We start from the raw sequence: 12,171 nt of genomic DNA, 5'->3' as shown, positions 1-12,171 counted from the left end.
GCGCGAGCGGTGCTTCCACGGCATTGGGCGTGGGCGGCAGCGATGCCACCGGCGTCGGCGTGGGGCGCGGTTGCGGCGGTGCAGGCTTGGGTGCGGTGACCTTCACCTGCTTGGGCGGGGTTTCCGGTTTGGGCTTTGGCGTCTCGACGGCGGGCTTCTGGGGCGGCTCGAGCGGGATGATGCGCGCGACGACTTCCGGCGAGATCACGGCCTCCGTGATCTTGCGCCCCAGCCCGCTCTGGATCAGGTAGAGCAGGCCGACGTGGAACAGCAGGACGGCAAGCGTGATCTTGAAAAAACGTTGATCGAACATGAGAAAACAGCAGATGTCGGCGAATTGGCGCGGCGCCGGCTTTATTAGCGATAGGGCCTATTTGCGATAGAACAGGATCAGCGAGATGCCACAACCGACCAGCAAGCTAAGCAGCAATTCCATGATAAATGCTCCTTCAACAGTGATGCCGGTGGGAGCGCCGCTCTCGAGGCAGCGTGTCAGGTCGCCAGTATAAACGATAATGATTCTTATTTGGTGGCATTTTGCGCAATGCGTTGAATCGCTGCCGCGCAGCCGCCTTTATACGCCGATTTGGCGATACCTTCCCGCGGCTGCGACAAAATGCGCGCTCTCGCACGGCACAGGGTTGCCGGCAATGCCCGATCTGCCACAAAGCGCGCTAGCATAGGAAAAAGACGAATCATTCGAGCCGTTCGAGCCGTTCGAGTATTTCGCCGCGCCGGCCGCGGCGCCCCCCGTGCGAGAGGACCAGGCCATGGATTTCACCCGTTTCGCCGAAGACGACCGCTCGACCCTCCTGCGTGCTGCGGCCGGCTCGCCATGCACCTCCGCGCTCGACTGGATGTGCGCCCAGTTCGCCCTGCGGGTCGTGTGCTCGCTGGGGCCCAGATTCAACCTGCGCAGCAATATCAACGACATCCTGACGGTCAGCGCACAGGAGATGGTGTGGCCGTACGGCGTGGTGTTGCGCGTCCAGCGTTTCCTTGCCGCGCGCTGCGCCGATATGCCGGCCTGGAAAGGCGCTGCGCGCCTCACGCCCGAAGAATTCCTGGAGCGGCACGGGCAATGGAACAGCGCCTTCGATGAGAGCGCGCTGTTCTACTACCTGGATGAGTACGTCAAGCATCACGCCAAGGATATGTTCGCCGTGTTCGATGCGTCGGCGGCAGCGCTGGCAGAGCGGCTGGATGGCGAGCGCGTGCTGCTGGTGCGTAACATCGACATGCTCAGCCATGTGCTGGATTTGCCCGAGCACGAGCGCAAGCTGTTGCTGTATGCGGCGCTCGCAAAATACAAGCGCGACCTGCGCGCGGTGATGGTGGACTGCAAGGTAGCGCACAGCCAGGAGGCCTTCCAGATCCTCGCGGGCTTGACCGGCGCAAGTCCGGCCGCGGTGGCGGCCTCGCTGCGGCCCGGCTCGCGCCTGGAGACGCTTAACCTGATCGAGCAGCCCCTGCCCGAGAACAGCGTGACCGATCTGGGTGACCTGATGCGCCTGTCGGATCGGTTGTTGCATGTCCTGCTTGGCAACTACGCTAACGAAGCCGAGATGATGGCGGTGTTCACGCGCCCTGCGGCGGCCCCCACGCTTGGCACCGGCGACTATCCGCACGTCGAGACCGATGCGCGCTACCTGTCGGCGCTGCTGGCCAACGCCACACAGCAGCATGCCTGCGGCGTCAACGTGTTGATCTACGGCCCACCCGGCACCGGCAAGACCGAGTTCGCGCGGCTGCTGGCGCGCGAGGCTGGCTGCGAGTTGTACGAAGTGGACTGCCTGGACCGCGACGGCAACAGCTTGTCAGGCAAGGATCGCTATCGCTCGCTTCAGGTGTCGCAGGCGTTCCTGCGTGGCCGCCCGCGCACGGCTTTGCTGTTTGATGAAGTCGAGGATGTGTTCCCGGGCAGCGCGCGCGAGCTCACCAGCCTGTTTGGCCAGGAGGACCCGCGCGGCTCGGTGAACGGCAAGGCCTGGGTCAACCAGACGCTGGAGCAGAACCCGGTGCCGGTGATCTGGATCTCCAACTCGATTCGCCAGATTGACCCGGCCTATCTGCGCCGTTTCCAGTTTCACCTGGAGCTGAAGATCCCGCCCCCGCTGGTGCGCGAGAACATCATTCGCAAGCACCTGGGCACGCTGGACGTGAGCGACGCCTTTATTGCGTCGCTGGCCGCGCGCAAGACCTTGACACCGGCGCAGGTGCAATCGGCCGCGCGCTTCGTGCAACTGGCGGGCTCGGGCGTGGCCGAGCCGGTGGAGGCGCTGATATTGCGGCAGCTTGACCATGCCGACCGCGCCATGGGCTTGCGCCCGGAGGTGGAAGGGCGCCCGGTGGTGACGCACTACCGCCTGGATTACCTGAACCTGGAGACGCGCTACGAGGTCGGCAAGATCGTGCAGGCGCTCAAGGCACGGCAGCGCGGCACCTTGTGTTTCTATGGTCCCCCGGGCACCGGCAAGACCGCGCTGGCCGAGCACATCGCGGCCGCGCTCGAGCAGCCGCTGATGATCCGGCGCGCCTCCGACCTGATGAGCAAGTACGTGGGGGAGACCGAACAGCAGATCGCGGCGATGTTCGCGCGCGCGGAGGAGGACGGCGCCATCCTGCTGCTCGACGAAGCCGACAGCTTCATGCAAAGCCGGCAGAACGCCGTGCGCAACTACGAGGTGTCCGAGGTCAACGAGATGCTTCAGGGCATGGAGCGCTTCAACGGCATCTTCGTATGCACCACCAACCTGTTCGAGCGGATCGACGAGGCGGCGCTGCGTCGTTTCTCGTTCAAGATCCGTTTCTTGCCGCTCAAGCCCGAGCAACGCATGGCGATGTTCGTCGAGGAAGCGCTGGATGCCGAACCGCAGCGCATGGACGCAACCATGCGCGAGGAGCTGGCGAAGATGGATTGCCTGACGCCGGGCGACTTCGCTACTGTCAAGCGTCAGTGCGTGCTGCTCGGCGAGACGCTCACGCCAGACGAGTTCCTGGCGCAGTTGCGCCAGGAACATGCTGTCAAGCCGGACGTGCGGCAGCGCCGGCCGCTGGGGTTCCTGCAATGACCTGAAGCAGGAGGCGACGCCTCAGTCGAATGCCGGCGCGGGCTCGATCACCAGGGTTTCCGCGGGCGCGTCCACATGCAGCAGCGCCGCGGCCATGGCGCGCAGATGGGCGGCATCCTTGGTCGAGGTGTAGCGGTCGCTGGGCACCGCGTCGGCGCTCGCAGCCATGTCGTGCTCGGCCAGCTTGCGCCGAAGTTGCCGCGCGATCGCGTCACCGGTATCGACCAGCGTCAAACGATCGCCCACCAGTTCACGCACGGTGTCCGACAGGAAGGGGTAGTGGGTGCAGCCAAGTACCAGCGTATCGGCGCCGGCCTCGAGCATGGGCGTCAGGTAGGTGGTGAGTTTCTCGCGCACGGCCGGGCCATCCACATCGCCTTGCTCGATCAGCGGCACCAGCCCGACGCCAGCCTCGCAGAGGAAGCGGCTCTCGCCTTCCAAGGAGGCAAGCAGCCGGCCGAACTTTGCGCTCTTCAATGTGTTACCCGTGGCCAGCACGCCAACCACTTTGCTGCGGCTGGCAGCGGCGGCGGGTTTCAGGCCGGGCTCGACGCCGATGATCGGCAGCGCCAGCTTTTCGCGCAGCGTTTGCACCGCATGCATGGTCGCCGTGTTGCAGGCGATCACCAGGGCCTTGCAGCCCTGTGCCACCAGCCATTCGCAAACCTGCAGCGTGCGCGCCTCGACAAAATGCTCGGGCTTCTCGCCATAGGGCGCGTACTTCGAGTCGGCTACGTAGATCAGCGATTCCTGCGGGAGCAGGGCACGGATTTCGCGCAACACGGACAGGCCGCCGAGGCCGGAATCAAAGATGCCAATGGGTGCGTTGTTCACAGGAGGGGTCGAGGCAATCAAAAGGTCAGGTAGCAAAAAGCCGGGTCGGATGACCCGGCTTTTGCAGACAGCATTGCTGTCACGGCGTGGCGCGTGTTACAGCGCAGCGACCGGGATCTTGCCGATCTTGGCTTGCCATTCGGCGGGGCCGGTCTTGTGCACCGAGGTGCCTTCGCTGTCCACGGCCACCGTCACGGGCATGTCCTTGACGTCGAACTCGTAGATGGCTTCCATGCCCAGGTCTTCGAAGCCGACCACCTTGGCGTGCCGGATAGCCTTGGCCACCAGGTAGGCCGCGCCGCCGACTGCCATCAGGTAGGCAGATTTGTGCTTCTTGATGGCCTCGATCGCCACCGGGCCGCGCTCGGCCTTGCCGATCATCGAGATCAGGCCGGTTTCGGCCAGCATCATCTCGGTGAACTTGTCCATGCGGGTAGCGGTGGTGGGACCTGCCGGCCCGACGGCCTCATCGCGCACCGGATCGACCGGGCCCACGTAGTAGATCACGCGGTTGGTGAAGTCCACCGGCAGCTTTTCGCCCTTGGCCAGCATGTCGGCGATGCGCTTGTGCGCGGCGTCGCGGCCGGTCAGCATCTTGCCGTTGAGCAGCAGGGTCTGGCCCGGCTTCCACGAGGCGACTTCCGCCGGCGTCAGCGTGTTCAGGTCGACGCGCTTGGAGGTCTCGGTGTTTGGTGCCCACTCGACCTTCGGCCAGGCCGACAGGTCAGGCGCTTCGAGCTTGGCCGGGCCGCTGCCGTCCAGCGTGAAGTGCACATGGCGGGTGGCCGCGCAGTTCGGGATCATCGCCACTGGCTTGGAGGCAGCGTGGGTGGGGTAGCCCATGATCTTGACGTCCAGCACGGTGGCCAGGCCGCCCAGGCCTTGCGCGCCGATGCCCAGCGCATTGACCTTCTCGTACAGCTCGACGCGCATTTCCTCGATCCAATCCTGCGGGCCGCGAGCGATCACGTCCTGGATGTCGATCGGGTCCATCAGCGATTCCTTGGCCATGACCATGGCCTTCTCGGCGGTGCCGCCGATGCCGATGCCCAGCATGCCCGGCGGGCACCAGCCAGCGCCCATGGTCGGCACGGTCTTGAGCACCCAGTCGACGATGGAGTCGGACGGGTTGAGCATGACGAACTTCGACTTGTTCTCCGAGCCGCCGCCCTTGGCCGCCACCTGGATATCCACCGTGTTGCCCGGCACCACTTCGTAGTGGATCACGGCCGGGGTGTTGTCCTTGGTGTTCTTGCGGCCACCCTCGGGCGGGCTCACGATGGACGCGCGCAGCACGTTGTCCGGGTTGGTGTAGCCGCGGCGCACGCCTTCGTTGATCATGTCCGACAGGCCCATGGTGGCGCCATCCCAGCGCACATCCATGCCGACCTTGACGAAGATCGTCACGATGCCGGTGTCCTGGCAGATCGGGCGCTTGCCTTCAGCGCACATGCGGCTGTTGGTCAGGATCTGCGCGATCGCATCCTTGGCCGCGGGACTCTGCTCCAGCTCATAGGCACGGCCCAGGCTGGTGATGTAGTCCATCGGGTGGTAATAGCTGATGTATTGCAGGGAGTCGGCGACGCTCTGGATGAGGTCTTCTTGTTTGATGACAGTCATTTTTGTGGGGAGGACAGTCGAGGGGAAATTTAGCCCGAAATCATACACCTAGCGAGGGGGAGATGCCTGATTGCATGCGGCTGTCGACAGGGCCGCAGGTGCGCTTCGCTGCGCACGGCTGGCCGATGCGCGCTTCCTTGCGCGAAGTTCCTCCCCTGCCTGCGACGCTTGCCTTACAGGGCCTTACGGGCGGGTGAAATGGCCCCGATTCCGTTTTCTCCTTGGCGCATGTTCGCGGTGGGCCGGCGGTTATCTTGGCGTCTCCTCAATAACGGAGATATGACCATGACCTTGAGCGCAATTGGCAGCAACTCGTCGCTGTCCAGCCTTTTCCAGGCGCAGTCCACCAGCAAAAGCTGCGGTAGCCAGGATGCGTCCAGTGGCAGCGACACCAGCAACTCGGTCAGCAATCCGGCCGATGCGCTGATGCAGGCACTTCAGCAAACGTTGGCGCAGTTGGGCATCACGACCTCGTCGTCCAGCACGGACAGCTCGACGACCGCGGCGTCCGCCACTTCCGCCAGCACCGCTTCGGGCGCCGCCGCCAGCAACACCACCACCGCGTCCAGCGCGACGGACAGCGCGGATGCCTCCGGCAACGCAGTGCAAGCGTTCGTCGGCGCGCTGTTCCAGGCACTTGCCGCCCAGGCAGCCGGCACCACCGCAAGCCAGGGCACGAGCGCTGCTACCACCGCTACCACCACCGCCGCCAGCACGACCGACAGCACCGTAGCCAGCGCGACCGGCACCGATGCTGCGCAGGCAACCCAATCGCCGGCTGCCGCAACCGGCCATCACCACCATCACCACCACTACCAGAGCGTCAGCTCGGATCTGTCCAGCCTGGCGCAAGAAGCTGGCGCCAGCAGCACTTCATCGAGTGGTGCCAGCTCGGACAGCGCCAGCAACCCGGCGTCAACAACGCTCGCGACCCTCGAGACGGATTTTTCCGCGCTTCAGCAATCCGGTAGCTCTGGATCGCCGGTATCCTTGCAGTCGTTCCTGCAGACGCTCTCGGCCAACCTGCGCAGCGGCAACGGTACGATGAGCACTGTTGGCAACTTCGTTACCACGCAGGCATAAAGAACTACCTGCAAGGGCGTGCCGCTGTTCCCGGTACGCCCTGCGCACGCTGCCCCGGCAGCGTGCGCGCACCTTCACATTCATGACTCCTCACGTGCTTCTCGTCGACGACGACCCCGTCGCCTGTGACCTGCTGTCACGCATCCTGCTATCGAGCGGCATGACGGTGTCGGTGCTGCATGACGGCTACGACTTGTCGCGCCGGCTCACGCAAGAGAGGCCATCGGTGGTGCTGCTCGATATCATGATGCCGCGCAAGGATGGGCTGAGCGCGTTGCAGGAGGTGCGCGCTGGCGGTGACGATGTGCCCATGATTTTCCTGTCGGCGCGCGGCGATGCCGCCGACCGTGCCGCGGGCCTGGAACTTGGCGCCGACGATTACCTGCCCAAGCCCTTCTGCTCGCGCGAATTGCTGGCGCGGATCCACGCGGTGCTGCACCGCCGCCCGCAGGCCCCGGGGAGCGCGCCGGAGCAGCGTCACTCTTACAGTTTTGGCCCGTTCGACGTCGATTTTTCCGCCCGCATCCTGACGCGCGACGGCGAGCGCCTGCCTTTGCGCGATACGGAATTCGCCATGCTCAAGGTCTTCACCGGCCACCCGATGAAGGTGCTTTCGCGCGCCCGGCTGCACGACCGTCTCTATGGCTCCGACATGCATTTTCGCGACCGCAGCCTGGATGTGCCGGTCTGGCGCTTGCGCCGCGTGATCGAGGAGGATCCATCCGTGCCTCGTTACATCCAGACCGTGCGGGGCCGCGGCTACGTCTTCGTCCCCGGGCTCGACACGTTCTGCGCCGACGAAGCCGACGACCTCGACGAAGCGCCGGACGCATGAAGAATCCGTTCAATACGCTGTTTGGGCGCATGGCGGTGCTATCCGTCTCCGTGCTCGTCATTGTCCATCTGGGCTGGACCGCGCTGATGTTTCACCTGCGCCCGCATGGCCAGGCGGACGGCATGGCACGGGGCACCGTGCTGGCGCTGGGCACGCTCGACGGGAGGCCGGGCGCCGGCGCGGAGCGCAATCCAGGCGCCGCCATCCGGCTTGCCGCCCTTGGCACCGAGCCTGCCGCCGGCCCGTTGCCAGAGCATGGGCCCTTGCGCCATCTGCTGCGCGAACTTCGGCAAGGGCTTCCGGCGGGGTCGGAGCTGCGAGTGGACCAGGCATGGCCGCCGCACCTGTGGGCGCGCCTTCCCGGGCAGTCCCGCTGGGCGGTCATGGCACTGGACATGCGGCCGCCGCCATTGCCGCCGTTCGTCTTTGAAACCACGGGCATGCTGGTCGCGGCGATCCTGCTGTCCCTGTTCGTGGCATGGCAGATGCAGCGCCCGATCGCCCGCGTGGCCGGTGCCGCGCGCGAGCTTGGCAATGGCGGGAGCGCGGCGCTGATTCCGGTGACGGGCCCGTCCGAGTTGCGCTATCTGGCCGAGTCCTTCAACGACATGATGCGCAGGCAGGCGGAGAGCCGCGAGAACCAGGCGGTCATGCTTGCCGGCGTGGCGCACGACCTGAAGTCGCCGCTGACCCGGCTGCGCCTGCGCGCCGACGTGCTCGCGGACACCGCTGAGCGCGGTGGCTTTGTGCAGGACATCGACTCGATCACGCATATCGTCAACCAGTTCCTGGAGTACGCGAACGAGAGTCCCGACCCCGGCCCGGCCATCGAAGTCGATGCCTTCCTGCGCCAGCAGTTTTCCGGCGCGTTGTTTCAGTTGCGCCTGGACGCCGGACCGCGGTTCGTGTTGCCGCGCACGCTGGTGGACCGGATGGTCACCAACCTGGTGGACAACGCGCTGGAGTACGGCATGCCGCCGATCCAGATCGAGACCCGGCTGGAGGGCGAGCACTGGCATATCGTGATACGCGACCATGGCGAGGGCATGCCGGATGCGCAGGTCGAGGTGGCGATGCGTCCATTCGCGCGGCTGGATACCTCGCGCGGCGGCGACGGCCATTGTGGCCTTGGGCTGGCGATCGTCAGCCGCCTGGTGGAGCGCATGGGGGGCAAATGCCTCGCTCGCAATGCGCCCGGGGGCGGTTTCCAGGTTTGCCTCGTGCTGCCCGCGCCGCAACCACCAGAGCATCCGGTGGCATGAAGCGCTGGCCGCCGGGATGCGCGGGATGAGAAACCAGGCTGGAGATCATCACCACATCGATCAGGCCGAGCACCACCAGCATGAACTTGGTTTCGTCGTACTCGGTGGCGCTTTGCCCGCTCGGGGCTAGTCGGCGTTGCGCGCCCCTGTCCTGCTGGCGCGCCACGCGCGGCGGGCCAGCGGTCCGGGCCAGCTCGCCAGCGCGATGCCGGCCAGCACACAGGCGAGCGCCACGCCGTGCGGCCAGCCCGGCGTCTCCCCGAGGAACACGATGCCGTAGGTGGCGGCCGCGATCGGCAGCACCGCGGTGAACACGCCCGCCATCTGTGCAGGCACATGGCGCACGCCTTTCATCCACAGCCAGAACGAGAAGATGCTGGCCGACAGCGCATACCAGAGCACCATCCACCATATGCTAGCCGGAACCGATGCCATGTCGAAATGCAGCAGCGGCATCAGGCCCAGTGGCAGCATCAGCAGCCCGCCGATCAAGTGCGTATAGGCGCAGATCTCGATGGCCGCCAGGGTTTGCGCCAGCCGCCGCGAGAGGATCACGTAGATCGATTCGCAGATCACCGCGCCCATGATCATCAGGTTACCGAGCAGCGCATGCTCGCCGCCGACATCGGCACCGCCGCTGCCGCCGTGGTCCGTGCCCCGCGCCACGTTCAGCACCGCGATGCCCGCCACCGCCAGCAAGACCGAGAACACGGTACGCCGCGATAGCCGTTCGCGCAGGATCAGCCACGAGAGCAGGGCTACGGTCGCCGGGATGGTGCTGGTGATCACGCCCGCTGCCATGGCGCTGGTCAGCCGTACGCCGCCCAGCATCAGCAGCGTGAACAGGAACGTGCCGAAAAAGGCTTGCAGGAAGAGGTTGAGCCATTCCCCGCGTGAGACGGCGCGCATGCGCGCGGGGCGGTACCAGGGCGCCAGGCACACGATGGCGATGGCGAAGCGCAGCAGCGCGAACAGCAGGATCGGTACGTAAGCGACGATGGCCTTGCCCAGCCCGACGTTGCTGCCGACGAGGGCCATTGAGGCAATCAGGAGGAGGGCGTGGATGGGCACGGGGTCTGGGTGGCGGCGCTGTTTGGTCGGGATCTGGCGGCTTCCGGCCGGGTTCCGGCCCGGTACTGGCCGCGATTTGGAGAGGACTCGGCGACGATTTGGCGACGATTTGGCAAGTAATGGCCGGTGCCTCGCGGTGGCGCATCGCGCTGAGCACGTCTGCCGGCCAAGGTCCGCAATGCCGCAGCGCCGCGTTCGGGATAGGGCTCGCGGCATTATAGCTGTGCTAGCCTAATGGAGAAGGCTGCACATCCTTACCCGTGTCCGGCCGTTATCCATGGTGCGCCGCAGCAGCCGGCGCACGGGTGGCGGCGTTCGAGCGGGTTGGGTTTGGCAGCGTCAGGTTTAAGTAAGCCGTCGAGCGTAAGTTCGCAGCCAGGCAGCCACGCTATATCAGGAGACAAACAAATGTCCGCCATCGAGTCCGTGATGCAGGAGCATCGCATTTTCAATCCCCCGGAGTCGTTTGCCAAGCAAGCCGCGATCCCCAGCATGGAGGCTTACCAGGCTTTGTGCGACGAGGCCGAGCGCGACTACGAGGGTTTCTGGGCGCGTCACGCCCGCGAGCAACTGCACTGGACCAAGCCCTTCACCAAGGTGCTGGACGAGAGCAATGCGCCGTTTTACAAGTGGTTCGAGGACGGCGAGCTCAATGCCTCCTTTAACTGCCTGGACCGCAACCTGGACAACGGCAATGCCGAGAAGGTAGCCATTGTCTTCGAGGCCGACGACGGCACCGTTACCAGGGTCACCTATCGCCAGTTGCATGCCAAGGTGTGCCAGTTTGCCAACGGCCTCAAGGCGCTGGGCATCAGGAAGGGCGACCGCGTCGTCATCTACATGCCGATGTCCGTCGAGGGCGTCGTCGCCATGCAAGCCTGCGCGCGCCTTGGCGCCACGCACTCGGTGGTGTTCGGCGGATTCTCCGCCAAGTCGCTGCAAGAGCGGCTGGTCGACGTGGGCGCGGTGGCGCTGATCACCGCAGACGAGCAGATGCGCGGCGGCAAGGCGCTGCCGCTCAAGGCCATCGCCGATGAAGCGCTGGCGCTGGGCGGCTGCGAAGCCGTGAAGAGCGTGATCGTGTACCGCCGCACGGGCGGCAAGGTCAACTGGGCCGAAGGCCGCGACCGCTGGATGGACGATGTTGCCGCTGGCCAGCCGCAGACCTGCGAGGCCGAGCCCGTCAGCGCCGAGCATCCGCTGTTCGTGCTCTACACCTCGGGCTCAACCGGCAAGCCCAAGGGCGTGCAGCACAGCACCGGCGGCTACCTGCTGTGGGCGCTGATGACGATGAAATGGAGCTTCGACATCAAGCCCGACGACATGTTCTGGTGTACCGCCGATATCGGCTGGGTCACCGGGCACACCTACATCGCCTACGGCCCGCTGGCCGCCGGCGCCACGCAGGTGGTGTTCGAAGGGGTGCCCACTTATCCCAACGCCGGCCGCTTCTGGGACATGATCGCGCGCCACAAGGTCAGCATCTTCTACACCGCGCCGACCGCGATCCGCTCGCTGATCAAGGCGGCCGAGGCCGACGAGAAGATCCATCCCAGGCAATACGACCTGTCCAGCCTGCGCCTGCTGGGCACGGTGGGCGAGCCCATCAACCCCGAAGCGTGGATGTGGTACTACCAGAATATCGGCGGCGAGCGCTGCCCGGTGGTCGACACCTTCTGGCAGACCGAGACCGGCGGCCACATGATCACGCCGCTGCCGGGCGCCACGCCGCTGGTGCCGGGCTCGTGCACCTTGCCGCTGCCGGGTATCATCGCGGCCATCGTTGACGAGACAGGGCAGGACGTGCCGAACGGCAGCGGCGGCATCCTGGTGGTCAAGCGGCCGTGGCCTTCGATGATCCGCACCATCTGGGGCGACCCGGAGCGCTTCAAGAAGAGCTATTTCCCGGAAGAACTCGGCGGCAAGCTGTACCTTGCCGGCGACGGCTCGATCCGCGACAAGGAGACCGGCTACTTCACCATCATGGGCCGTATCGACGACGTGCTCAACGTCTCGGGCCACCGCATGGGCACGATGGAAATCGAGTCCGCGCTGGTCTCCAACCCGATAGTGGCGGAAGCCGCCGTGGTGGGCCGCCCGGACGACATGACCGGCGAGGCCATCTGCGCCTTCGTGGTGCTCAAGCGCTCCCGCCCGAACGAGGAAGAGGCCAAACAGATCGCCGCCGATCTGCGCAACTGGGTGGGCAAGGAGATTGGCCCGATCGCCAAGCCCCGTGACATCCGCTTTGGCGACAACCTGCCCAAGACGCGTTCCGGCAAGATCATGCGGCGCCTGTTGCGCTCGCTGGCCAAGAACGAAGAAATCACCCAGGACACGTCCACCCTGGAAAACCCCGCCATCCTGGAGCAGTTGAAGCAGGCACAATAACGCG

Annotated in this window: 8 protein-coding genes and 2 pseudogenes; 5 read left to right on the top strand and 5 right to left on the bottom strand. The window is 65.6% G+C overall.

The window, feature by feature from the left end:
* Nucleotides 1-313 (bottom strand): annotated as a pseudogene (locus tag AC1RWI_RS30315) (energy transducer TonB); the annotation flags it as partial.
* A gap of 457 nt (nt 314-770) precedes the next feature.
* On the opposite strand from AC1RWI_RS30315, the gene AC1RWI_RS30310 reads away from it, so the two are divergent.
* Entirely contained in the window at nt 771-3,071 is a 2,301-nt protein-coding gene (locus AC1RWI_RS30310; protein ID WP_043347805.1) for an AAA family ATPase, read from the top strand.
* A gap of 21 nt (nt 3,072-3,092) precedes the next feature.
* Here the strand turns inward: AC1RWI_RS30310 and murI are convergent, their stop codons facing one another.
* Nucleotides 3,093-3,905, bottom strand: coding sequence for a glutamate racemase (murI, locus tag AC1RWI_RS30305; protein WP_043347802.1), 813 nt, complete (start codon nt 3,903-3,905; stop codon nt 3,093-3,095).
* 96 nt (nt 3,906-4,001) lie between these two features.
* Nucleotides 4,002-5,525, bottom strand: a complete 1,524-nt coding sequence (locus AC1RWI_RS30300) for a fumarate hydratase (RefSeq protein WP_183035092.1) — start codon at nt 5,523-5,525, stop codon at nt 4,002-4,004.
* 285 nt (nt 5,526-5,810) lie between these two features.
* On the opposite strand from AC1RWI_RS30300, the gene AC1RWI_RS30295 reads away from it, so the two are divergent.
* The 3 genes from AC1RWI_RS30295 to AC1RWI_RS30285 all read left to right on the top strand — a co-directional run bounded on the left by AC1RWI_RS30295 (nt 5,811) and on the right by AC1RWI_RS30285 (nt 8,705).
* On the top strand, nt 5,811-6,608 hold the full coding sequence (locus tag AC1RWI_RS30295) for a hypothetical protein (RefSeq protein WP_492870145.1): 798 nt from the start codon (nt 5,811-5,813) through the stop codon (nt 6,606-6,608).
* Nucleotides 6,609-6,690: 82 nt separating this feature from the next.
* A complete protein-coding gene (locus AC1RWI_RS30290) occupies nt 6,691-7,443 on the top strand; it encodes a response regulator (RefSeq protein ID WP_492870144.1) in 753 nt (250 codons plus the stop codon).
* A complete protein-coding gene (locus AC1RWI_RS30285) occupies nt 7,440-8,705 on the top strand; it encodes a sensor histidine kinase (RefSeq protein ID WP_492870143.1) in 1,266 nt (421 codons plus the stop codon). Before AC1RWI_RS30290 ends, AC1RWI_RS30285 begins: the two co-directional genes overlap by 4 nt.
* A gap of 31 nt (nt 8,706-8,736) precedes the next feature.
* Here AC1RWI_RS30285 and AC1RWI_RS30280 read toward each other — a convergent pair.
* A pseudogene (locus AC1RWI_RS30280) lies at nt 8,737-8,811 on the bottom strand (TIGR00645 family protein); the annotation flags it as partial.
* Nucleotides 8,812-8,831: 20 nt separating this feature from the next.
* Entirely contained in the window at nt 8,832-9,776 is a 945-nt protein-coding gene (locus tag AC1RWI_RS30275; RefSeq protein ID WP_043347784.1) for a DMT family transporter, read from the bottom strand.
* 408 nt (nt 9,777-10,184) lie between these two features.
* Between AC1RWI_RS30275 and acs the strand changes: the two genes are divergently transcribed.
* On the top strand, nt 10,185-12,167 hold the full coding sequence (gene acs, locus AC1RWI_RS30270; protein ID WP_043347780.1) for an acetate--CoA ligase: 1,983 nt from the start codon (nt 10,185-10,187) through the stop codon (nt 12,165-12,167).
* Nucleotides 12,168-12,171: the final 4 nt, after the last annotated feature.

Source organism: Cupriavidus sp. MPR-AND1C (assembly GCF_058809705.1).
The sequence above is the reverse complement of the archived record's forward strand: the minus strand, read 5'-3'. Positions and strand labels throughout refer to the sequence as shown.